Here is a 21750-nt window from a genome sequence, read left to right as displayed (position 1 = left end):
TCAATTCTCCTTGTTGGTTTTTAGCACCGGCGCTGCGTACCGGAGGATAGCGACATTGGCACGACCGCCTGTCGCCATTCCAACCGGCCGAACGCCGCAGTGGTTCCGTTCGTGGCCAGGCTGCCTGGCTCCATTCCAGACAGGTTCTCAGATCGACTGGCGCAGCGGGCGGAACGCGGTGCGCATTTCCGCGCTGAACAGCGCAGGCTGTTCCCAGGCGGCGAAGTGGCCGCCCTTGTCGAGGCGGTTGTAGTGCATCAGCCTGGGATAGGCCTTCTCGGCCCAGCTGCGCGGCGCGGCATAGATCTCGTCCGGGAAGACGCTGACAGCGACCGGGATCCTGATGTGTTTCGGCTCGAAGAACACCAGCTTGTTCTCCCAGTAGAGCCGCGCCGACGACACCGCGGTGTTGGTGAGCCGGTAGAGCGTGATGTTGTCGATCACATCGTCCCGCGACAACCCTTCCGTCTTGCCGTCGAACACGCGCGCGATCATCGCGGCGCTGCCGCATCGTGATCGAGCATCCAGGACGCAAGGCCCGCCGGCGAGTCGACGAGGCCGTAGAGCGTCTGCGGCCGGCTCGACATCTCGATCGCATAGCCGAGGCCGTGCTTGTAGAAGTCGTCGAGCTGATCGTAGGCGATGCGCTCCCCGGCGGAGAGATTCGCCGGCCGCGTCCCGCCGGGCTGGAGCGCCCTGACGATTTCATCGGGGACGGTGGCGGGCATGTTGGTGTGAATGCCAAGCAATTCCGGCGGCGCGATCACCATCTGCTCGGTGACGGCATTGCCCCAATCGCCGCCCTGCGCAACGTAGCGGTTGTAGCCGAGACGCTTCATCAGCACGATCCAGGCGCGCGCGATGCGCTGCGGATCCCAGCCGAGCGCGGTCGGCTTGCCGGAGAAGCCGTGGCCCGGCAGCGAGGGGATCACCAGATCGAAGGCGTCCGCGGCCTTCGCGCCATGCGCCGCCGGATCGGTGAGCGGGCCGACGATCTTCATCTGCTCGATGATCGAGCCCGGCCAACCATGGGTGACGATCATCGGCAACGCATTCTCGTGCCTGGAACGGACGTGAATGAAGTGGATGTCGACGCCGTCGATCTCGGTGACGAATTGCGGCAGCGCGTTGAGCCGCGCTTCCATCTTGCGCCAGTCATAGTCGTTCTGCCAGTAGCGGATGCAACAGCAACAGGCTCGCGACGCTGGCAGCAACCGCGGTCATCGCTGCTGCCGCGCTTCGGATCGACACCACCGACCCGGACGCTGCCGGACAGATACGGCTCGTCCGGTCCGGCGTGAACATCGCCGGCGCCGTGGAACGGTCCGCCGACGTCAATGCCGCGATCGAGCAGATCCGCTCGCGCGGCCTCCAGATCGGACACGATCAGGTACAGCCCGCGTGCCGAACCCGGCGCTGCCGCGGTGACGTTCCTGCCGAAGATCACCGAACAGGCCGAGCCGGGCGGCGTGAACTGGATCACCCGCCATGCGTCACCGGAGGCAAAATCGGCGTCCAATCGCCAGCCGATGCGGGTGTAGAACGCCTTGGCGCGATCGACATCCGACACCGGGATCACGACGACTTCGAGCTTCAGGTCGATGCTGCGCGATGTCGAAGGCTCATTCGAGGATTTGGCCGCGCTGTCGCGGTCGATGTCCGGTGTCGCCATGTCGAACTCCCTGTTATGGCTCGCGAGCGATTGCGGGCAGACGCGTCTTCACGCGGCGGCCGGCATCACGATGGTCACCCGCGTGCCGCCCTGCCCGGCCTCACCCTGCAACCGTGCGTGGATGCTGCGAGCGAGTCCTTCGAGGATGCGGCTGCCGGTGCCCTGAAGCGGACCGGTCGCGCCGATCCCGTTGTCGGCCACCGTGCAGAACCAAACGCCGTCGCGATTGGCGACCTCGATACGGATCAGTGCACCATTCCTGGTCGGAAAGGCATGCTTTGCCGCATTCGTGACCAGCTCGGTCAGCATCAATGCGAGCCGATGACATTGCGACGCCGACAGCGTACCGCTCTCGATCGCAGCCTCGCAACGGATGCCAGCCGGCTCCAGCACCGCCTCGGAGATCGCTCCGCACAGGCTTTCGAAGAAGGCCTCGACATCGACGGCGGACACATCATCGCTGTCGGACAAGAGTTGATAGAGCCTGCCGAAGGCGACCAGGCGCCGCTCGAAGCGGTCCATCACGACCGACACGTCCCTGATGCCGGCCCGCGTGAAATCGCGGCGGACAGACGCACCCAGCAGCGTCAGCGTGTTCTTCATCCGATGGTGGGATTCCCGCAACACGAGTTCCCAATCACGCGACTGTTCATCGAAACTGGCGACGTACTGGGATCGAACGACGTCGTCGTCGGGCCTGGAGCCGATAGCGGACATGGTAGCCTCCCCGTTGGACGTAGGACCTAAGTCTGAGGCTATAGTGGATGCACCGTGCGTGTTTTGCCCGTTAGACGTTGCAAGATTCTGTTATGATCGATGGCAGCACAAATTGGCGGCGCGAGCGTCGGCTCGACAGTCAGCGACGCTGACAAATTGTCCTATTGGCCCCGTAAGCCGCTCGCGTTTAAACAAAATTTGTGACGGTTATTGCCGCTGCGCTCAGGCGATTGCCGCGCGATTTCGCCACTTTCGGCCAGTTTACTCACAACCTCGTTCTGGTAGATCAGACGACAGATACTAGCCCTTCCACCTGGAATCATGGCGCGTGCCGGACACTCACGATCAGGATGCGGCCATTTCCTTCGGGCCATTCCGGCTGTTCGCAAAGTCGCGCCTGCTCGAGAAGGACGGCGCTCCGCTTCACCTCGGCGGCCGCGCGCTCGATATCCTCATTTTCCTTGCCGAGCGCGCCGGCGAGGTCATCGACAAGCGTGAATTGATCAAACGCGTCTGGGCCGACGTGACCGTCGACGAAGGCAGCCTGCGGTTCCACATCACGACACTGCGCAAGGCCTTGGGGGATACCGGCGAAGGCTCCCGCTACGTCGTCAACGTCCCCGGGCGCGGCTATTGCCTGGCGGCCCCACTGCTTCGGGCGGAATCCGCAGAGAAACGGACGAGCCCGCCTGTCCCGGCCCCGCACTCACTCCCTTCGCCGCTCGCGAAGATTATCGGGCGGGACGATGCGGTTGCCAGGATTTGCGCCGAACTTGCCCAGCATCGCTTCGTCACAATCGTCGGCCCTGGCGGCATCGGCAAGACCTCGGTCGCCCTCGCCGTCGCGCATGGCGAGCTCCAGGCCTTCGACGGCCAGGTCAATTTCGTCGATTTCGGCGCGCTGACGGACACGAGGTTCATTCCCGGCACCATCGCGGCCACGCTCGGGCTGACGATCAATTCCGAGGACCCGATGCCGGGTCTGCTGACAGTGCTGCGCAGCCGGCGGATGCTGCTGGTCTTCGACAGTTGCGAGCACATCATCGACGAGCTCGCGCCGCTGGCCGAGCGTATCGTCCAGGAGGCGCCAGAGCTGCATATTCTCGCCACCAGCCGCGAGTCCTTTCGCACCGAGGGTGAGCGCGTCCACCGGCTGTTTCCGCTGGATTGTCCGCCGCAGGGCGACGGGCTCAGCCTCGCCGAGATCCTTGCCTATCCCGCAAGCCAGCTCTTCGTGGAACGCATTGCCGAAAGCTTGGGCGAATTCGAGCTGAGCGAAGAGGACGCACCCCTCGTTGGCGAAATCTGCCGGCGGCTGGACGGGATCGCGCTCGCGATCGAGCTCGCGGCCGGACGCGTGAACGCCTATGGCATCGCCGGGACCGCCTCGCTGCTCGACAGCCGCTTCTCGCTGCTGTGGCGCGGGCGGCGGACCGCGATCCCGCGGCACCAGACCCTGAGCGCGGCGCTCGCCTGGAGCTACGATCTGCTGCCGGCCGCCGAAAGCGCCACGCTGCGCGGTTTGTCGGCGTTCGTCGGGCCGTTCACACTGGAGGCCGCGCTTGCCGTTGCATCCAGCCAGGGCATCAGCGAGCCCGAGGCGGTCGAGGCGGTCTCGAACCTGCTCTCCAAATCCCTGATTGCGATTTCGCCGGCGGAGCGGCGGCTGCGCTACCGCCTGCTCGACACCACGCGCGCCTTCGCCGGCAACAAGCTGGTCGAGCACGGCGAAGCGGACCGCGTCGCGCGGGCGCATGCCGACTACTTCCGCGGCTTCCTCAGCGACATCGCGCTCAGCGCCACGGGTATGCAGACCGCGGGCGGCTTCCTTCCCTATGCCGACCACCTGCCCAATGTCCGGGCTGCACTGACCTGGAGCTTTTCGGACGGTGGCGACCGGTCGATCGGCGTGGACCTGGCGGCCTCGGCGGCGCAGTTCTTCCTCGAGCTGACATTGCTGACGGAGTGCTATCGCTGGACGCAGCAGGCATTGACGTTGCTCGATACGAACGCGATCGACAACCGTCAGGAGATGACACTGCAGGCCGCGCTCGGCGTTTCCGTGATGTTCACGCAGGGCAATACCGAAACGGTCCGTGCCGCGTTCACGCGCAGCCTTCAGCTCGCGCAAGAGCTCGAGGATCTGCACTGGCAACTCTGGCTGCTCCGCGGATTGCACATCTACCTGACCAGGGTCGGCGATTTTCACGGTGCGCTCGGAATCGGCACACAAGGCGAGAGTGTTGCGCGCAAGCTGAACGACCCCGCCGCCGCGCTGAACGTGGAATGGATGCTGGGCGTCGCGCATCATCTGATCGGCAACCAGGACAAGGCCGTGCGGTTCTGCGAGAGCGCGATGGTGCACAATCCCGGCTCGCAGCGGCTGAATATCGGCCATCTCGGCTATGACGACCGCATCGTCGCGCTGGTGGCGCTGGCGCGCGGACTCTGGCTCACCGGCCGGCCCGATCGTGCGATCGAGGCGGCCAGATACACGGTGCGCGAGGCAGAATTGCTCGAACAGCCGCTCACCCTCGGCATCTCCCTGATCTGGACGATCTACGTGTTCCTGTGGGTCGGCGACTGGGCCAATGCGGACATCCTGATCGAGCGGCTGATCGACCATTCGGCGCGGCACTTCCTCGGCCCCTATCACGCCGTCGGCATCGGTCAGAAAGGCGAGCTGCTGCTTCGCCGTGGCGACATCGCCGGCGGGATCGAGCACCTTCGCCGCAGCCAGGCAACGCTGTACGCAACGCGGCACCGGATCATGACGACGGTGTTCGCGACCGCGCTCGCGGAGGGACTCGCGGCGCAGAACCAGCCCGATGAGGCTCTCCGCACGATCAATCAGGCCATCGCGGAGGTCCCCGATCACGGCGAATCCTTCGACATGCCGGAGATGCTCAGGGTCAGGGGCGACATCCTGGCCCGATCGGGCAACGCCGTTGAGGCCGAGAGCTGCCTGCGGACATCGCTCGATCTGTCGCGCCGGCAGTGCGCGCTCGGCTGGGAATTGCGTGGCGCAATCAGCCTTGGCCGGGTCTGGCGCCAGGCCGGAAAAGCCGGCGACGCACGCGCCCTGCTCACCCCGCTCGTAGCGCGATACCAGGAGGGCCTCCAGACCCGCGATCTGGTCGCCGCCAAAGAGCTGCTTGGCGCGCTGAATTGAGAGTATCTTCAACGGGATACCGCAAAAATTCTACTCGCAACTCCTAACAACTTCTAACACGCCAAGCCGCATCCGCCCCGCCATGGTGGTCGCACTTCATGGTGGATATGGCGGGACATGGCGCTGCTTGACGACGTAATTGATGCCAGCGGCGGAATCGCCCGCTGGAATAGCTTGAGCCGGTTCACCCTCCACCTTTCCGTCGCCGGTACGCTGTTTTCCAGCGCCGGACATGCCGGCGAATTCAAGGATGTGACCGCCGAGGGTTCGACCCGGACGCAGTCGGTCCGCTTCACCGGCATTACGGGAGGCGAACACTCCGGCTCCTTTCAACCGGACGCGATCACCATCGAAAGCCCCGAGGGCGAAGTCCTGCGGAGCTGGCGCAATCCGAGCCTTGCGTTTCCCGAGGCCGGCTCTGCTTTGCTGGCGGACGAACTGCATCTCGTCTTCTTCTGCGGCGTAGCGATCTGGAATTATCTGACCAATCCATTCCTGCTCGCTCACCCCGATGTCGTGGTGGAGGAACTGGCGCCGTGGCGTGAGAACACCGAAACATGGCGGCGGCTGCGGGCGCAGTTCCCGCCGAGCGTGATCACGCTCGCGCCCGAGCAGATCTTCTATTTCGACGAGAACGCCCTGCAACGGCGGACGGATCACGATCTCTTCGGAATGAAAGTCGCACACTATTCCTGGGCCCATGACAGTTTTGGCGGCATCGTCGTGCCGACACTTCGACGCGCGCAGACGCTGCGGCCTGACGGAACCGTGATCGCAAAACCCGTGCTGATGGATGTCGAGATCTTCGACGCCGTCTTCGAGTAGCGGCGGCAACGACCACAGGAGGGACCCATGTCCGATACCATCAACAGCGAACGCCGCGGCTTCCTCGGACGCGCCGCCCTGACACTTGCGGCAGCCCAGCTGTCGCTGAGCGCCACGGCTGCCGCCAAGCCGGCGAAGCCTGCCGGTGCAGGCAGGCCGGGCGCCAACACCGCGTTCGCGTCGCTGAAGCAGATCGACGCCGGCCTGCTCAATGTCGGCTATGCCGAGGCAGGCCCCGCTGACGGTCCGGCCGTGATCCTGCTGCACGGCTGGCCCTACGACATCCACGCTTTCGTCGACGTCGCGCCGCTGCTCGCTGCGGCCGGCCATCGCGTGATCGTGCCTTATTTGCGCGGCTACGGCAGCACGCTCTTCCTGTCCGACGCGACGATGCGGAACGGGCAGCCGGCAGCGATCGCGGCGGACATCGTCGCGCTGATGGACGCACTCAGAATCGACAAGGCCACGATCGCCGGCTTCGACTGGGGCGCGCGGACCGCCAACATCATCGCGGCGCTCTGGCCGCAGCGGGTCAAGGCGATGGTCTCGGTGAGCGGCTATCTGATCGGCAGCCAGCAGGCCGGCAAGATACCGCTGCCGCCGAAGGCCGAGCTGCAATGGTGGTACCAGTTCTATTTCGCGACCGAGCGAGGCCGCGAAGGCTATGACAAATACCGCCACGATTTCTCGAAGTTGATCTGGCAGCTCGCCTCGCCGCAATGGCACTTCGACGATGCCACCTTTGATCGCAGCGCCAGGGCGTTCGACAATCCGGACCATGTCGCGATCGTGATCCATAATTATCGCTGGCGGCTCGGCCTTGCCGAGGGCGAAGCAAGATACGCCGACGACGAGGCGCGGCTGGCGCAAGCGCCTGTCATCACGGCGCCGACCATCACCATGGAGGGTGACGCCAACGGGGCGCCGCATCCGGAGCCGTCCGCCTACGCGAAGAAATTCTCAGGCCGCTATTCGCACCGGACCATCAAGGGCGGCATCGGGCACAATCTGCCGCAGGAGGCGCCGAAGGCCTTTGCCGACGCGGTGCTCGACGTGATGGCGGAAGCCTGAGCGCGCCCTGCGGCGGGCTGTCACACCGAATGAGAGCGCGCACAAAATCTAACACCTCCTCATCATCACTAACGAGCTTGTTGTCCAGCTCACGCCTATCCTCTGACCATGGAAAGCAATCGGCTTGAGAGGACGAGCGATGTTGACGGACCTGCAAACGGCGCATGCCCGGATTGAGCTTCCGGCTCGGCGGGATCGCGAGGTCTCGCACAAGACGCACGCGATTCCGCGCGAAAGGCGATGGCGCGAGATCAACCACGGCCCGGAGGCGGACATCATGATCTCGCAATGGGAGGAGTCCCGGGACACTTCGTCGCATGAGGCGACGACGCCCGAGACCAGCTATTTCGTCGGCATTGCCCTGAAGGCGACGCGCGCGAAACTGACCCGGGACCGTCAGATCGTCTATGACGGCACGATGCCTGCTGGCACGTTGTATGTCAGCGCGCCGTCGAAGCCTCTCTGCGTCCAGTTCCAGGGCCCCTGCGCTTTCCTGCACGTCCACATTTCCACGGATCACTTCCCGGTGCCCGCCGCGGAAGCATTGCATGACCTCGTCTTGCTGCGCGATCCGCTCGCCGCCGAGCTGGCGAAAGCGCTGATGGAGCATGGCGACGCCACCGACCATGAATTCGCGCGCTGCATCGGACAGACCCTCGCGATGCATCTCGCGCGCCTCGAGCTGCCCCGCGCCAAGGTCAACGCCTTGCCGAAATGGCGGCTGCGGCGCGTCGAGCAATACATCGCCGATCATTTCGACCGCTGCATCAGCCTGTCCGAGCTTGCCAATGTCGCGGGCCTCTCCAGGATGCACTTTGCGGCACAATTCCGCGCCGCGACCGGCTATCGCCCGCGCGAATATCTGCTCAATCACCGCATCGAGCAGGCCAAGCGGATGCTCGCGACGACCGGGCGGCCTTTGGCTGAAATCGCGCTAGCCGTCGGCTTCAGCACGCAGGCGCATTTCTCCACCGTGTTCAAGCGCATCAGTGGGCAGTCTCCGGCGCGCTGGCGCCTCGCCAGCAAGAGCGAACGGCCGGCCACCGACGTCGCGCCGCGGCGGCGTCCTGCATCGGACAATGACTGGATGATCGGCGCGGCCGCCTAGCTCTTCTGCTTTGGCGCGAGTGCCCCCACTTGCGCCGGCTCGAGCCCTCCTCCTCCCGGGCCTGCGAGCCTCCTGGGGCCGCCCTGCACCCACACAGGACGGCCCCTTTTTCCTTCATCGCGACGCGAGGCGTTACGCGTGCGGGCCGGTGCGGCCGGACTCGTACAGGAACCAGATCCTGCGCTCGGACTCGTCGATCCAATTCTCGATCAGGCTTGCGGTGGCGACATCGCCATATTCGTCGCAAAGCTCGTGCACGCGCCGCATCTCCCGCGTCAGTTGCTGGTTGTCGCTGCGCAGCTCCGCCAGCATGTCCTGTGGCTCGACGTAGTCCGCATCGTTGTCGAGGATGCGCTGCTCGCGCGCGATCTGGCCGATCGAACGCAGCGTGGTGCCGCCGATCTTGCGCGCGCGCTCCGCGATGTCGTCGGTCATCGCAAAGATCTGGCCGGCCTGCTCGTCCAGCATCAGATGATAGTCGCGGAAATGGCTGCCCGAGACGTGCCAGTGGAAGTTCTTGGTCTTCAGATAGAGCGCGAAGACGTCGGCGAGCAGCGCGCGTAGCGCGGCGGGAATGTCCCGGTTCGCATTGGCGCCGAGATCGGTCGGGCTCTGGAGGTCTGCCTTGGTCATGTCAGGTGTCCTTTGATGAGGTCACGAAGCCTTAGCAGCGCGGCGCGGTGGGGTTCTTTCGCTTTGCGGGGACCGATTTCGAATTCGCACGAGTGCTCTCGTGTCCCGGACGCGCTGCGGCACGCAGTGACGCTGCGCAGAGCCGGACCCAGAAGGCGACAGGAGAACGAGCGGCGATATGGGCCCCGGCTCTGCAGCGCACCGCAAGAGCCCTGCGCTCGCAATGACGGAGGAAAGAGCTACACCGGATCGAAAGCCCGGATCGGTGGCAAATTGCCGGTGAATTTCTCCACCTCCACCGTCGTCAGTTGCCCGGTGCAGCCCTGCGCGAAGGACGAGGTGCCGATGTCGCGGGTCAGCACGTTCGGATTGCCGTGGACGCAGAGCGGCGCGTCGTCCTCGGGGTCTACGGGATCGTACCACGCACCGGTCGGAAGCTGCACCACGCCGGGTGCGATGCCGCCCGTGACGTGAACCGCGGCAAGGCACGCGCCGCGCTCATTGAACAGGCGGATGATGTCGCCGTCCTTGATGCCGCGCGCGTCCGCATCAACCGGATTCATCCGCGCGACCTCGCGGCCGCGATGTTTGGCGGCGAGCGAATGGCCGCCGAAATCGAGCTGGCTGTGCAGGCGCGTCACCGGCTGGTTGGCGACGAGGAAGCACGGCGCGCCCGGCTTGGGCATATCGGTCTTGTCGAGCCAGACAGGATGACCCGGACAATCCGCATCGCCATGGGCCTCGATCTTGGCCGAGAAGATCTCGATACGGCCGCTCGGCGTCGGCAGCGGGTGATTGACAGGATCCTCGCGAAAACTGCGCAGCCGACCGCCGTCGTCAGGCTGTTGCGGCACGACCAGGCTGCCGCGCTTCCAGAATTCGTCGAAGTGAGGGGCCTCCAGGCCGCGCGCTTCGAGCCAGGCGCGGGTCGGCTTGTAAAGATATTCGAGCCACTCCCTCGACGTGCGACCCTCTGTGAACGGCTCGCGCGCACCGAGACGCTCGGCGAGATCGGCAAAGATGTCGTAGTCGTCGCGCGCAAGACCGAACGGCTCCGCGATCTGATGCATCGCGACCATGAGAGGATCGTTGCTGGAATAGCCGATGTCCTCTCGCTCCAGCGTCATGGTCGACGGCAGCACGATGTCGGCATGCCGCGCCGTCGCAGTCCAGGCGAGCTCGTGCACCACGAACGTGTCCACTTTCGCAAATGCCTTGCGCAGGCGGTTGATGTCCTGGTGATGATGGAAGGGATTGCCGCCGGCCCAGTAGACGAGACGGATGTCCGGATAGGTGCGCGTCTGGCCGTCGTAGCGATAGGTGCTGCCGGGATTGAGCAGCATGTCGGCGATGCGCGCCACCGGAATGAAGTCGCGCACGCCGTTGCGGCCCTGCCCCAGCGTCGGCCCGGGCACGTCGTTGACACGGCGGCCATAATAGCCGATCGCCCCGAGCGAATAGCCATAGCCGCCGCCCGGCAGGCCGATCTGGCCGAGCGCTGCCGCCAGCACCATGCCCATCCACACCGGCTGCTCGCCATGTTCGGCGCGCTGGAGCGAATGGGAAACGGTGATGAGCGCGCGCTTTCCGGCCAGACGGCGCGCCAGCGTGCGGATCGTGTTCGCCTCGACGCCGCAGATCGCGGCGGCCCATTCGGCGCTCTTTGGCTGTCCGTCGCTCTCGCCGGTGAGATAGCGCAGGAAGACGGGCCAGCCCTCGGTATAGCGATCGAGGAAGGCCTGGTCGTGCAGGTTCTCCGCGACCAGCGTGTGAACGATGCCGAGCATCAGCGCGGTGTCGGTGCTGGGCACGCAGGTCATCCATTCGGCCCCGGCCTCGACGGGCAGGTCTTCACGCAAAGGACTGACCAGGATGAATTCGCAGCCGCGCCGACGCGCCGCTGCCATGGCGCCGCGCTCGACATGCTTGCTGATCGAGCCGCCGGCCACCATGGAGTTCTTCAGCGCCATGCCGCCGAACGCCAGCACGACCTCGGTGTCGGCAGCGATCTGCGCCCAGGTGACGTTGCGCTTGGTGATGTCCTCGTAGCCCGCCAGGATCTGCGGCAGCAGCACCGAGGAGGCGCCCGACGAGTAGGAGTTCACCGAACGCACATAGCCGCCCATCGCGATGTTGAGGAAGCGATGCACCTGGCTCTGCGCATGATGGAAGCGGCCCGCGCTCGACCAGCCATAGGAGCCGCCGAACACGGCGCCGGGCCCGCGCGTGTCGCGGATGCGGCCGAGCTCGTCGCCGAGCAGGTCGAGCGCCTTCTCCCAGCTGACCGAGACGAATTCGTCGCGGCCGCGGCGATCGTCGGGACCGGGACCGCGCTCGAGCCAGCCACGGCGAATCGCGGGCTGCGCAATGCGCGCCTGGTGGCGCAGCGCGCCGGGGAAATTGTCGATGATGCCGTTCGGATCGGGATCGCCCGCATAGGCCCTGACCTCGAGCCCGGCTTGGCCCTGACGCGCGGAAAACACGCCCCAATGCGAGGTGTGCGGCTTGAAGCCGTCCGACAAGTCGAGGCCGGGGTCGGGGAAGCCAATCGTATCGTCCATCGTCTGATCCTGTTCCGGCCCGAGGCTGGCCGTCTTCATGGTGCTCGGGTGGCAATATACCGATCCACATCCCCATGTCATCGTGGCGAGGCTCACGCAAGCGCTGGGCTCCCGTGCGTCGTGCGATCAACGCGGCCCGCCGGTTCCCTATTGGCCTCGCCGGTGTTACAGCAACCGGCGCCGGCCCCCATGCCCACAGGAACATCGGACTCAGCATGATCAAACGCGTCTTGCCCTACGAAGGACTGCTCCACGAGGTGGTCGAGCATGACGGTGTGCTCTACTTCGGCGGCATCGTCCCCGAGGACACCAGCCTCGACATGTCGGGCCAGGCCAATGACGTCCTCGGACAGCTGTCGCGCCTGCTGGAGCCGCTCGGATCCGATCTGGCCAATGTCCTGCAGGTGACCATCTACATGACGGACCTGAAGGAGAAGGCGGCGTTCAATGCGGCCTGGAAGGCGCACTTCGCAGAGGCCCATCTGCCGGCGCGCGCCGCAATCGGCGTGGCCGATCTCGGGCCCGGCGTCAAACTCGAGATCACCGCCACCGCCGCCCGGGCGCGCTAACTGATTTCCTGCCGGACCTTGGCCGCCGCATCGCACATCGCCTTGAGCTTCCCGAACGCGGTTGCGCGCGGCATGTATTTCATGCCGCAATCGGGCGCCGCGACCAGACGATCCGGTGAGACGTATTTGAGCCCGTTGCGGATGCGGTCGGCCACGGTATCGACACTCTCGACGGAGGGATCGCCGAGGTCGAGCACGCCGAGCATGATCTTCTTCGAGGAGAGGTCTTTCAGCACGCCGAGATCGAGCTTCGGCTGCGCCGCCTCGATCGAGATCTGGTCGGCAATGGTGTCGTCGAGCTCGGCGAGGAAAGAATAGCCGGCCGGCTTGTTCGACCCCGGCACGACCGCCGCATAGCCGAAGCAGAGATGCACGACGGTCGGCACGGTGATGCCTTGCAGGGCGCGGTTGATCGCCTTGACGGCATAGCGCTTGGCAAGATCAGGATTGTTGCGCACCCAGGGCTCGTCGAGCTGAATCACGTCGGCGCCTGCCTTTTGCAGGTCGAGCGCCTCGGCATTGACGGCCTCGGCGAGCGCCATCGCGAGCTCCTCGTCGTCCTTGTAGAACTCGTTCTTGGCCTGCTGGCTCATCGTGAACGGGCCCGGCAAGGTGATCTTGGCGGCGCGGTCGGTATTCTCGCGCAGGAACTGCATGTCGTGCAGCTCCACGGGGCCCTTGCGTTTCACGGGACCGACGACGCGCGGCACGGGGGTCTGGGTGTTGCCGGTGCGGGCGACGATCATCGCGGGATTGTCCCCGTCGATGCCGTCGAGCGCGGTCGCGAAACGGTTGGAGTAGCTCTCGCGGCGGATCTCGCCATCCGTCACGATGTCGATGCCGGCGCGTTCCATGTCGCGGATCGCGACGATGGTGGCATCGTCCTGCGCCTCCTCCAGATGCTCCGCCGGCAATCGCCACATGTCGTGCAGGCGGGTGCGCGGCACCACCTTCGACAGCATAGCGCGATTCACCAGCCATTCCGGCTGCGGATAACTCCCGACCACCGTGGTCGGGAGGATGTGCTTGGGCATCGGCATGGGAGTTCTCCTTCTTGTTATTGTTGAGCGCGTTGTTCAGGCCGCGCGTCCCTCGTCCTTGACGGGATTGCGCAAGATGCCGATGCCGGAAATCTCGATCTCCACGACGTCGCCGCCCTTCATCCACAGCGGCGGTGTGCGATAGGCGCCCACGCCGCCGGTCGTGCCGGTGACGATGACGTCGCCCGGAACGAGCTCGGTGAAGGTCGAGCAATAGGCAATCAGGGCCTGGACGTCGAAGACGAGATCGGAGATCGGGGCCTTCTGCACCTCCACGCCGTTGAGCCGCGTGATCAGGGTCTGCCTGGTCACATCGGTCAATTCGTCGGTCGTCACCATCCACGGACCGAAGCCGCCGGTGCCGACAAAGTTCTTGCCCGGCGCGAATTGCGAGGTGTGGCGCTGCCAGTCGCGGATGCTGCCGTCGTTGTAGCAGGCATAGCCCGCGACATGGCCGAGCGCGGCCTCGCGCGAGATGCGGCGACCGGCCTTGCCGATGACGACGGCCATTTCGCCCTCATAGTCGAAACGCTCGGATTCCAGCGGCCGTATCATCGGCTGGCCATGGCCGACCTGGCTGTTGGCGAAACGCGTGAAGATCATCGGATGCGCCGGCGTCGGGTGGCCGCTCTCGGCCAGATGCGTGGCATAGTTGACGCCGATGCAGAAGATCTTGTCGGGATCGGGCACCGTCGGCAATAGCGCGACGTCCTGCAGCGCGTAGTCCGGCTTTTCACCGGTGAGCTTCTTCAATTCGTCGAGCGATCCCTTCGCAAGCAGTGCCTTCAGCGTCGGATAGGCCTTCAGGCGCTTGCCTGCATCGATGATGCCCTTGTCGGTGACGATGCCATAGCTCGCGGTGCCGGCGATGGTGAAGCTTGCGACTTTCATTGGTCAAACACTCTCTTCGATGGAGGAAACATAGTCGTTGATCGGAAGCGCGATCTCGCCGTTGCGGATTGGAACGCATTGCGGCGGGAAGTCCTGGCGGAAGCGGGCGCCGGCCGCCGCAGCGCGGTCGAGGAAATATTCGAGATGATCCATCGCACCGGTTGGCAGATCGTGCAGCACCATCAGCGTCCAGGGTTGCCGGCTGCACTGGTCGAGCGCGCGCCCGGTCCAGCCATGGGGATCGTCCCAGTCACGCGGGATCGCATTCCAGAGCACGCAACTGTGCTTGTTGCGGGTGAGATAGTCGACGACGGAGGGCTTCAGCAGCCTTGTATCCAGATTGCCGCCGCCACCGAACGGCCGGAACCAGCGCTGCGGATGCGCGAGGTCGCCGATCGCGTCCTGGGTACGGCCGATCTCCTTCTCGGCTGTCCTGCGATCCGGCTGCTCGCCGAGCGGAATGCTGTGCGTAAAGGTGTGATTGCCGATCCAGTGGCCCTCCCCGTGTGCACGCACCGCAAGGCCGCGCCGCGCGGGGTCGGCGAGCTTCTCGCCGATGACGAAGAATGTCGCCTTGATGCCGCGCTCGGCGAGGATGTCGAGCACAAGCGGCGTCACGTCGGGATCGGGGCCGTTGTCGAATGTCAGGGTCAGATCGTACACGCCAATACCTCAGGTCGCCGGCTGCATCGCGTTCACCGCGATCTCATCATTGGCCTGGCCTGCGCGGGTGCCGGTCTGCCAGATCGCGGCCTTGCGCTCGATCCCCCGAATCGCCGCGTTGAAGGCGATGGCAAGGAACAGCACGAGCAGCACGCCCGCGAACACGTGCGGGCTGTCGAGGATGGTGCGGTAGCGCGAGATCAGATAGCCGATGCCGGCCGAGGAGATCAGCATTTCCGAGACGACGACGCCGACGATGACCAGCGCGCCGCCGACGCGCAGCCCCGACAGCACGGTCGGGATCGCGGCGGGAATGATGACGCGGACCAGCCGCTGGCTCAGCGTCGCGCCCATGCTGCGCGCCGCGAGCAGGAGCTGCGGGTCGATGGTCTGGATGCCGGCGGCGGTGGCGAGCATGGTCGGCAGAAATCCGTAGATCGAGGCAAACGCGATCTTGGACTCCGAGCCGATGCCGAGCCACACCGTGAAGACGGGATAGAGGATCACCAGCGGCACAGCATAGAGGCTCGATACCATCGGCATGATCAGCACCCGCGGGCGCGGCAGGCTGCCGACGATGGCGCCGAGCAGGATGCCGCCGCCGCAGGCGAACGCCATGGAGACCACGACCTCGTACAGCGTCACGGCGAGCGCGTGACCGTATTCGGCCGCGTCGCTCCATCCGGCAACCAGCGTCGACGACAGCGACGGCAGGAACAGTTCGGGAATGAGACCGGTGCGCGGCAACAGCTCCCACAGCGCGATCAGGCCGATCACGATCAGATGTCGCAGGGTCTTCGCGCTGATTTTGGCGCTCATCTCCGCCTCACGCCGATTTGCGGATGTGGCGCCAGATGCGGTCGCGCAAGCTCCCGAAGGCATCGCCGCTCAGCATCTCGTAGGTACGGGGCCGCGGCAGCTGGACCTGGAGATGGTCGACGATGCGGCCGGGCCGCGCCGACATCACGATGACCTCGTCGGCGAGATAGACCGCTTCGGTGAGGCTGTGCGTGACGAAGACGACGGTCTTGCCGGTCGCAGCCCAGATCCGAAGCAGCTCGTCGCCCATGGTCATGCGCGTCTGCTCGTCGAGCGCGGCGAACGGTTCGTCCATCAGCAGCACCGGCGGGTCCTGCACCAGTCCGCGCGCGATGGAGACGCGCTGCTTCATGCCGCCTGACAGCTCATGCGGATGGCGCCTGCCGAAGCCGTCGAGGCCGACCAGCTTGAGCGCATCCTGCGCCTTGGCTCGGCGCTCCGCCTTGGGCACGCCACGCAGCGCCAGCGGGAATTCGACATTGTCCTCGGCCGTCAGCCAGGGAAACAGGCTGGCTTCCTGGAAGACGACGCCGACCCTGTCAGGATCGGGCTGCAGAATCGGCGCGCCGCTGATGGTGATCGTGCCCGAGGTCTGCTGGCGCAGCCCCGCCATCATCATCAAGAGGGTCGACTTGCCGCAGCCGCTCGGGCCGACCAGCACGACGAAGCGGCCGGGCTTGACCTCCAGCGAGACGTCCTCCAGCGCAACGACGTCCTGCGACCTGGTCTTGAAGACCTGGCCGACATTCTTCACCTCGATCGCGCCGGCACGCGCGGGCGGCTTTAGCGGGGTCACGTTCGCCAATGGCTGCATCGCGTTTCCACCCATCTGACAAGTTCATTGAAGGTCATGGCGATCGCGGCAACCATCACGACGCCGGCGAGAAGCTGCTTCATCTGGAAATTCTCGCCCCAGGTCGCGATCTGGTGGCCGATGCCGTCGCGCGAGGCATACATCTCGGCGAGGATGACGCCGGTGAGATTGAAGATCATGGAGATCCGCAACGCCTCCAGCAGCACCGGCAGCATGCTCGGCAGATAGACCCGGAACGCGGTCTGCCATGGCGTTGCGCCATAGGAGCGCGCCACCGTCAGATGCTCGACCTTGACCGACTCTACCGCCGTCGTGGTCGACATGATCACGATGAAGATGGTCGAGAAGAAGCCGAAGCCGACCTTCTGGGCGAAGCCGACGCCGAACACCAGGATGAACATCGGCAGGAAGATCGACTTCGGGATGCTGAAGGCGAAGAACAGCAGCGGCTTGGCGACGTCAGCGAAATAGCGGTTCTCCGCGACGAGGAAGCCGATCACCGCACCGAAGGGCACGGCCAGCGCGAACGCGGCCAGCACTTCGGTCGCGGTCACCATCAGGTCCTTCTGCACGGCCGCGCGCTGCAGGAGGTCGCCGAGCGTCGCAAACGTATCGGACGCCGACGGCAGCAGGCGCGGATTGACGATGCCGGTGCGCGACAACACTTCCCACAGCGCCAGGATCGCGACGATGATCGCGATCCGCGCAAGGTTGATGGCGAGCGTGCTTTGCATCGCTGCTACTTGGTCGGGACGGGCTTGAACTTGGCCGAGATCACGTCCTCGACCGGCACGATGTCCTTGAGCCCGCCGAGCTTGGCGAGGTCGAGCGACAGCTGCACGGCCGCATTCACATTGGGCGCGCCCATGTCGCCGCTGGTCTCGAGCTTCATGATGGTGTTGTCGTATTCGAGACTCGCGATCTCCGGCGGCATTTCGTAGAGCTCGGCGATCAGCTTGACGGTGACGTCGCGGTTGGCGCGCATGAACGCGACCGCGCCGTAGAGGGCATTCACCGCCTTCTGCACCATCTGCGGCTTGGCGTCGGCGAATTTGTCGAGCACGATCCAGCCCGCGGTGAGGTTCGGCGGAACGGCGGTCGCGTAGTCGAGGATGGTCTTGGCCTCGCCGGATTTCGCGATCTGGAAGCTCAGCGGCGAATAGACCACGGCCGCCTCGACATTACCGGCCAGCAGGTTCGGCACCAGGCCGCCGCCGCCAACCGGGACGCGGGTGAAGTCGATCTTCTTGTCCTGGATGGTCCACAGCGCGAGCAGGTCCGAGCCGGAGCCGGCCGCGGTGATCGCGACCTTCTTGCCGTTGAGGTCCTTGACCTCGAGCGTCGACTTGGTCGGCACCATCAACTGCCAGCCGAAATTGCCCATCGCGGCATTGGCGACGATCCGCGACATCACACCCTTCTTGCGTCCGGCCGAGACCAGCGAGGGCGGATCGAGGATGATGTCGGCCGCGCCCGCGGCCATGCCTTCGAACGTCTCGGCGCCGCTGCGGTAGATGGTCAGTTCGGCCTGGATGCCTTCCTTCTCGAACAATTTCTGCCGCACCGCCGTCTCGGCGATCGTGGTCGGCCAATAGGTTTTCGTGGGCAGCCCGACGCGGATGGTGTCGACGGCGCTCGCAGGGCCCGCAAGAATAGCGGCGGCAACGAGCGTCATGAACGCGTGACGGCGATTGATCTTCATTGTTTCCTCCCGGTCTGTCTTTTTTGCGTGCCGGATTCTTCCGGATCGTCAGGTCGCGCGGCTCACCTCCGCAATGCGCGAGGCGGCGAGCTCGACGAACTCTTTGGTGATGCCGAAGTGTTTTGACAAGGCGCGAACTGCCGCATCCGCATCACGCTTGATCACGGCGGCGACGATCGCCTTGTGTTCAGCTTCGACGTTGCGCGGCTTACCGACTTCCCTGCGGATCGAGAGGCGGCGATATCGCTCGCTCTGCTCGTGCAGCACATCGCGGAAGCCGAGCAGCCAAGGCGAGCCGCAGGCATTGACCAGTGCACGATGGAAGATGCGGTGGCGGACCACCCACTCCTCGTAATGCACGGTGGGATCGTCGGGATAGCGATAGGGAACGGCCTTCAGGTCCGCCCATGCGGATTTCACCGACGCAAGCCAGGCATCGTCGCCCCGCTCGATCGAGCGGCGCAGCGCAAGGCCCTCGATGTCGATCCGGGTCTGCGTGACGTCGGCGAGATCGGCGAGCGACACGGGGCTCACCCGGAAGCCACGCTGGTCGGATGCCTGTACGAGGCCGTCGGCGACCAGCCGCGACAGCGCCTCGCGCACGGCGGCGAGGCTCACGGAAAACTGCTTGGCGAGGCCGGCGATATGCAGCTTCTGACCCGGCAGCAGCCGCGTCGCCAGAATATCGGCGCGCAGGCGTTCGTGCAGCGCCGACGTCAGGCTGCGCGGACCATTCCCGGGGCTTCCGGACAATTGGAACTGAAGCGGACCCATGGTCGGATGATTGCAAGGGAGGGCGCAGCGGTCAATAGAAAATCGAAAATCGATTTTTCTAGTCTAAGTTACGCTGCGTCCGTCTCAGCGTCCTACGAATGAGCAGCGCCGGACGGCGGCACGTCGAGGCGAACGGCGACGCCTTCCAGCTCCGGGCTTGGTGCCGGATAAATTTTCATCACTAGCGGATCGTGGCCGGGAACGATGTGATCTTGGTCCGGCGCCGCAGCGCGCAGCTTGTCGAACCCGACCAGCATGTCACCGACATGGAACGCCGTCGTGAACGGACGCTCGCTCGTCATGTTCTCGTAGAAATGACTGACGTCGGAGGCGAGCACGACCGGACCGCGCCGCGTGTTGACGCGCACGAACTGAAGGCCGGCGGAATGCCCGCCGGCCGCGTGCACCGTCAATCCAGGAGCGATCTCGGCATCGCCATCGTAGAACAGCACCCTGCGCGCATAGTTCAGCCGCACGATGCCGCAGACGTCCTCGACCTCGAAGGAATGCGACAATCGCGGATATTGCATATAGCGCCCGGTGGCATAGGCGAGCTCGCGCTCCTGGAGATGAAACCGCGCGTTCGGAAACCGGTCGAAATTGCCGGCGTGGTCATAATGCAGATGCGTGAGGATGACGTCCTTGACGTCGGCGATGTCGACATCGAACGCGGCCAGCGTCTCCACCGGGCAGCGCAGGAAGGTTCGCCTGCGCTGCCGTGCGATTTCGGCGTTGAACCCGGTGTCGATGACGAAGGTTCGGCCGCCGCCCCGCGCCAGCCACATGAAATAGTCCATCGGCATCGGCCCGTCATGCGGATCGCCGCCGATGAAATGCTCGCTCCGCTGCGCATCGCGCGTGGCGTAGCGGATGGCGAAGAGCTCGTAGTCCGGGTCAGCCATGGGTCGCGCTTAGGAGCCTGCCGCGTCGACCTCGTTGAACGCCTCGCGCGCATTGCGGAACGCATCGATGCCGGCGGGTACGCCGCAATAGACCGCGACCTGGAGCAGGATCTCCTTGATCTCCTCCTTGGTCAGCCCGTTCTTCAAGGCGCCCTTCACGTGCAGCTTCAGCTCGTGCGGGCGGTTCAGCGCGCCGAGCATCGCCAGGTTGACGATCGAACGCGTGCGCCGGTCGACGCCGGGCCGCGTCCACAACGCGCCCCAGCAGAACTCCGTCGACCACTCCGCCATCGTGCGCGTGAACTCGTCGGCGCCGGCAATGGACTTGTTGACGTAGTCCTCGCCGAGCACCTCTTTGCGAACCTTGAGGCCCTTTTCGAACAGTTCGGTCTTGCTCATGATCGTCCCTTTCAAGTCTCGAGAGAGTCTAGTTGGAAGAAGTAAGGCTCGCCGGCGGCGGCGGACGCAACGATTTCAGGAGATTGCCGACGTCATCGGCCGCATCGAGCCGCCAGACTGCATCGATGACGCGGTCCGCATCCCAGTCGCTTCGACCGGTCCGCACGCCCTCGCGCAGCTTCTCTTCGAGATCGCAATCTCCGAGCGGGGCAGCCTGGCTGCCGCGCGGCGAGACGACGGTCTCGGTGAGAGTTTCACCGGACGACAAGCGTAAAATGACGCACGCAGCGCCATCGGGCATCTGAGCATCAAGCTCCGCCCTCACCTTCTGCCGCAGTTGTGCGATATCCGGCCGGCCCACGGTCTCATGCGAGAATTCAGGCACGCCGGCCGCGCCCAGCAACAGCCCGCAGGCCACGCAGTGGTGGATGCTGACCCGCGCGTCGCGCTCGTTGTTGACCGGACGATCGCCGCGCGCCAGCAGCAGCGCCGAGCCCTGCACCGTCACCGATTCGATCTGGTCAACGCGCCGGCCGATGCGCTCGCGCAGCAGCAGGCAGGCGTCGATGACCGAATGAAACACGATTCCGGCGGGATAGGGCTTGTAGGTGTTCTTCGCGATCTCCCAGGTCCTGCCGAGGCCGTCGAGCAGGCGGGCGAGATCGGGCTCGTCGCCCATGGTACGGGCCCAGCCGAGCGGACCTTCGATCGCACGCGGCGCGGCCTCATAATCCTGCTGCGCCAGCAGTGCTGCGAACAAACCGTTGCGCGCCGCATTGCCGACGCTGACATTCTTGGCGGCGCTCGGCAGGTTCTCGACATTGCCGGCCGACTGGCTCGCGGCAAGACCGATCGCGTTCGCAATCCCGTCCGCCGGCAGCCCCAGCAATTTCGCGCACGCCGCCGCCGCGCCGAAAATCCCGCAGGTCGAGGTGATGTGCCAGCCGCGCGCGTAATGGCGCGGCGAGACTGCATTGCCGATGCGACATTCCACGTCCACGCCAAGGATGAAGGCCGTCAGCACCTCGCGCCCGGACAGTTTGCGCATCTCCGCCAGCGCCAAGATCGGCGCGGCGACCGGCGCGGCCGGATGAATGATGGTCTCTGGATGGGTGTCGTCGAAATCGAGCAGATTCGCCGAGATGGCATTGAGAAACGAGGCGCAGAGCGCATCCATCGGCTGCGAATGGCCGATCACCGTCGATGTCGCCGCCCCGCTGAACGGCGACAGCGTGCGCATCGCAGCCATGACGACGGGATCGCGTGCGGAGCCGAGCGCGGTCGCAAAGAAATTGAGGATCGATCGCCGCGCCTCGAGGCTCTGCGCCTCGACGTCCGCCCATGACGAGGACGCGACGAACTCGGCGAGCGTCCTGCTCACACTCGGAATTGAATCTTGCGGCACGCGGGGCGTCTTC

General features: G+C 65.3%; 22 protein-coding genes. 5 read left to right on the top strand and 17 right to left on the bottom strand.

Annotated features, from left to right (window positions below; translation table 11 throughout):
- Positions 1-147: 147 nt before the first annotated feature.
- The 4 genes from F8237_RS36985 to F8237_RS25030 are packed head-to-tail and all read right to left on the bottom strand — an operon-like array spanning position 148 to position 2389.
- Positions 148-495, bottom strand: coding sequence for a hypothetical protein (locus tag F8237_RS36985; RefSeq protein WP_244625962.1), 348 nt, complete (start codon positions 493-495; stop codon positions 148-150).
- Positions 492-1145, bottom strand: coding sequence for an epoxide hydrolase family protein (locus F8237_RS36980; protein ID WP_244625961.1), 654 nt, complete (start codon positions 1143-1145; stop codon positions 492-494). The genes F8237_RS36985 and F8237_RS36980 overlap by 4 nt, the downstream gene beginning before the upstream one ends.
- Entirely contained in the window at positions 1040-1672 is a 633-nt protein-coding gene (locus tag F8237_RS25035; protein ID WP_244625960.1) for a VOC family protein, read from the bottom strand. The genes F8237_RS36980 and F8237_RS25035 overlap by 106 nt, the downstream gene beginning before the upstream one ends.
- A 48-nt stretch (positions 1673-1720) precedes the next feature.
- Positions 1721-2389 (bottom strand): sensor histidine kinase, encoded by a 669-nt coding sequence (locus tag F8237_RS25030; RefSeq protein ID WP_151648853.1) that lies wholly within the window; start codon positions 2387-2389, stop codon positions 1721-1723.
- 328 nt (positions 2390-2717) lie between these two features.
- Between F8237_RS25030 and F8237_RS25025 the strand changes: the two genes are divergently transcribed.
- From F8237_RS25025 to F8237_RS25010, 4 genes are all read left to right on the top strand, one after another.
- On the top strand, positions 2718-5561 hold the full coding sequence (locus F8237_RS25025) for an ATP-binding protein (RefSeq protein WP_151648851.1): 2844 nt from the start codon (positions 2718-2720) through the stop codon (positions 5559-5561).
- A 117-nt stretch (positions 5562-5678) separates the two neighbouring features.
- Positions 5679-6386: a hypothetical protein gene (locus F8237_RS25020; protein ID WP_151648849.1), complete on the top strand. Its 708-nt coding sequence runs from the start codon at positions 5679-5681 to the stop codon at positions 6384-6386.
- Positions 6387-6413: 27 nt separating this feature from the next.
- Positions 6414-7457, top strand: coding sequence for an alpha/beta fold hydrolase (locus tag F8237_RS25015; protein WP_151648847.1), 1044 nt, complete (start codon positions 6414-6416; stop codon positions 7455-7457).
- Positions 7458-7596: 139 nt separating this feature from the next.
- Positions 7597-8565 carry an AraC family transcriptional regulator gene (locus tag F8237_RS25010; RefSeq protein WP_151648845.1) on the top strand — a complete coding sequence of 323 codons (969 nt, stop codon included), beginning with the start codon at positions 7597-7599 and terminating at the stop codon, positions 8563-8565.
- 132 nt (positions 8566-8697) lie between these two features.
- On the opposite strand, the gene F8237_RS25005 is transcribed toward F8237_RS25010, so the two are convergent.
- Positions 8698-9198: a Dps family protein gene (locus F8237_RS25005; protein WP_151648843.1), complete on the bottom strand. Its 501-nt coding sequence runs from the start codon at positions 9196-9198 to the stop codon at positions 8698-8700.
- Positions 9199-9437: 239 nt separating this feature from the next.
- Positions 9438-11759 carry a molybdopterin guanine dinucleotide-containing S/N-oxide reductase gene (locus tag F8237_RS25000; protein ID WP_151648841.1) on the bottom strand — a complete coding sequence of 774 codons (2322 nt, stop codon included), beginning with the start codon at positions 11757-11759 and terminating at the stop codon, positions 9438-9440.
- Positions 11760-11974: 215 nt separating this feature from the next.
- Between F8237_RS25000 and F8237_RS24995 the strand changes: the two genes are divergently transcribed.
- The gene (locus tag F8237_RS24995; protein ID WP_151648839.1) at positions 11975-12328 is read left to right on the top strand and encodes a RidA family protein; all 354 of its coding nucleotides are present in this window, start codon (positions 11975-11977) and stop codon (positions 12326-12328) included.
- Here F8237_RS24995 and F8237_RS24990 read toward each other — a convergent pair.
- The 11 genes from F8237_RS24990 to F8237_RS24940 form a co-directional block, all read right to left on the bottom strand.
- On the bottom strand, positions 12325-13368 hold the full coding sequence (locus F8237_RS24990) for a uroporphyrinogen decarboxylase family protein (RefSeq protein WP_201280148.1): 1044 nt from the start codon (positions 13366-13368) through the stop codon (positions 12325-12327). The genes F8237_RS24995 and F8237_RS24990 overlap by 4 nt on opposite strands.
- Before the next feature lie 36 nt (positions 13369-13404).
- Entirely contained in the window at positions 13405-14259 is an 855-nt protein-coding gene (locus F8237_RS24985) for a fumarylacetoacetate hydrolase family protein (protein WP_151648837.1), read from the bottom strand.
- 3 nt (positions 14260-14262) lie between these two features.
- Positions 14263-14922, bottom strand: coding sequence for a polysaccharide deacetylase family protein (locus F8237_RS24980; RefSeq protein ID WP_151648835.1), 660 nt, complete (start codon positions 14920-14922; stop codon positions 14263-14265).
- A 9-nt stretch (positions 14923-14931) separates the two neighbouring features.
- On the bottom strand, positions 14932-15741 hold the full coding sequence (locus F8237_RS24975; protein ID WP_151648833.1) for an ABC transporter permease: 810 nt from the start codon (positions 15739-15741) through the stop codon (positions 14932-14934).
- Positions 15742-15748: 7 nt separating this feature from the next.
- Positions 15749-16555 (bottom strand): ABC transporter ATP-binding protein, encoded by an 807-nt coding sequence (locus F8237_RS24970; RefSeq protein ID WP_244625959.1) that lies wholly within the window; start codon positions 16553-16555, stop codon positions 15749-15751.
- Positions 16534-17289 (bottom strand): ABC transporter permease, encoded by a 756-nt coding sequence (locus F8237_RS24965; RefSeq protein WP_151648829.1) that lies wholly within the window; start codon positions 17287-17289, stop codon positions 16534-16536. The genes F8237_RS24970 and F8237_RS24965 overlap by 22 nt, the downstream gene beginning before the upstream one ends.
- Before the next feature lie 5 nt (positions 17290-17294).
- A complete protein-coding gene (locus F8237_RS24960; RefSeq protein ID WP_151648827.1) occupies positions 17295-18257 on the bottom strand; it encodes an ABC transporter substrate-binding protein in 963 nt (320 codons plus the stop codon).
- A 48-nt stretch (positions 18258-18305) separates the two neighbouring features.
- Positions 18306-19031, bottom strand: a complete 726-nt coding sequence (locus F8237_RS24955) for a GntR family transcriptional regulator (protein ID WP_151648825.1) — start codon at positions 19029-19031, stop codon at positions 18306-18308.
- 92 nt (positions 19032-19123) lie between these two features.
- On the bottom strand, positions 19124-19933 hold the full coding sequence (locus F8237_RS24950) for an N-acyl homoserine lactonase family protein (protein ID WP_151648823.1): 810 nt from the start codon (positions 19931-19933) through the stop codon (positions 19124-19126).
- Between the two features lie 9 nt (positions 19934-19942).
- Positions 19943-20332, bottom strand: a complete 390-nt coding sequence (locus F8237_RS24945; protein WP_008557256.1) for a carboxymuconolactone decarboxylase family protein — start codon at positions 20330-20332, stop codon at positions 19943-19945.
- Positions 20333-20360: 28 nt separating this feature from the next.
- Positions 20361-21737 (bottom strand): MmgE/PrpD family protein, encoded by a 1377-nt coding sequence (locus F8237_RS24940; protein ID WP_151648821.1) that lies wholly within the window; start codon positions 21735-21737, stop codon positions 20361-20363.
- Positions 21738-21750 lie beyond the last annotated feature (13 nt).

It is taken from the genome of Bradyrhizobium betae, from assembly GCF_008932115.1.
In the GTDB taxonomy this organism is placed as follows: domain Bacteria; phylum Pseudomonadota; class Alphaproteobacteria; order Rhizobiales; family Xanthobacteraceae; genus Bradyrhizobium; species Bradyrhizobium betae.
Note: the sequence above shows the minus strand (reverse complement) of the source record. Positions and strands in the feature narration are given on the sequence as shown.

Bases quoted from the DNA above. Each gene is read 5' to 3' on its own strand.
- F8237_RS24950 (WP_151648823.1), bottom strand. From the start codon at position 19,933: ATGGCTGACCCGGACTACGAGCTCTTCGCCATCCGCTACGCCACGCGC.
- F8237_RS24995 (WP_151648839.1), top strand. From the start codon at position 11,975: ATGATCAAACGCGTCTTGCCCTACGAAGGACTGCTCCACGAGGTGGTC.
- F8237_RS24960 (WP_151648827.1), bottom strand. From the start codon at position 18,257: ATGAAGATCAATCGCCGTCACGCGTTCATGACGCTCGTTGCCGCCGCT.
- F8237_RS24965 (WP_151648829.1), bottom strand. From the start codon at position 17,289: ATGCAAAGCACGCTCGCCATCAACCTTGCGCGGATCGCGATCATCGTC.
- F8237_RS36985 (WP_244625962.1), bottom strand. From the start codon at position 495: ATGATCGCGCGCGTGTTCGACGGCAAGACGGAAGGGTTGTCGCGGGAC.
- F8237_RS24970 (WP_244625959.1), bottom strand. From the start codon at position 16,555: ATGCAGCCATTGGCGAACGTGACCCCGCTAAAGCCGCCCGCGCGTGCC.
- F8237_RS25030 (WP_151648853.1), bottom strand. From the start codon at position 2,389: ATGTCCGCTATCGGCTCCAGGCCCGACGACGACGTCGTTCGATCCCAG.
- F8237_RS25035 (WP_244625960.1), bottom strand. From the start codon at position 1,672: ATGGCGACACCGGACATCGACCGCGACAGCGCGGCCAAATCCTCGAAT.
- F8237_RS24975 (WP_151648833.1), bottom strand. From the start codon at position 15,741: ATGAGCGCCAAAATCAGCGCGAAGACCCTGCGACATCTGATCGTGATC.
- F8237_RS36980 (WP_244625961.1), bottom strand. From the start codon at position 1,145: ATGGAAGCGCGGCTCAACGCGCTGCCGCAATTCGTCACCGAGATCGAC.
- F8237_RS25020 (WP_151648849.1), top strand. From the start codon at position 5,679: ATGGCGCTGCTTGACGACGTAATTGATGCCAGCGGCGGAATCGCCCGC.
- F8237_RS25010 (WP_151648845.1), top strand. From the start codon at position 7,597: ATGTTGACGGACCTGCAAACGGCGCATGCCCGGATTGAGCTTCCGGCT.
- F8237_RS25000 (WP_151648841.1), bottom strand. From the start codon at position 11,759: ATGGACGATACGATTGGCTTCCCCGACCCCGGCCTCGACTTGTCGGAC.
- F8237_RS24985 (WP_151648837.1), bottom strand. From the start codon at position 14,259: ATGAAAGTCGCAAGCTTCACCATCGCCGGCACCGCGAGCTATGGCATC.
- F8237_RS25005 (WP_151648843.1), bottom strand. From the start codon at position 9,198: ATGACCAAGGCAGACCTCCAGAGCCCGACCGATCTCGGCGCCAATGCG.
- F8237_RS24955 (WP_151648825.1), bottom strand. From the start codon at position 19,031: ATGGGTCCGCTTCAGTTCCAATTGTCCGGAAGCCCCGGGAATGGTCCG.
- F8237_RS24945 (WP_008557256.1), bottom strand. From the start codon at position 20,332: ATGAGCAAGACCGAACTGTTCGAAAAGGGCCTCAAGGTTCGCAAAGAG.
- F8237_RS24990 (WP_201280148.1), bottom strand. From the start codon at position 13,368: ATGCCGATGCCCAAGCACATCCTCCCGACCACGGTGGTCGGGAGTTAT.
- F8237_RS25015 (WP_151648847.1), top strand. From the start codon at position 6,414: ATGTCCGATACCATCAACAGCGAACGCCGCGGCTTCCTCGGACGCGCC.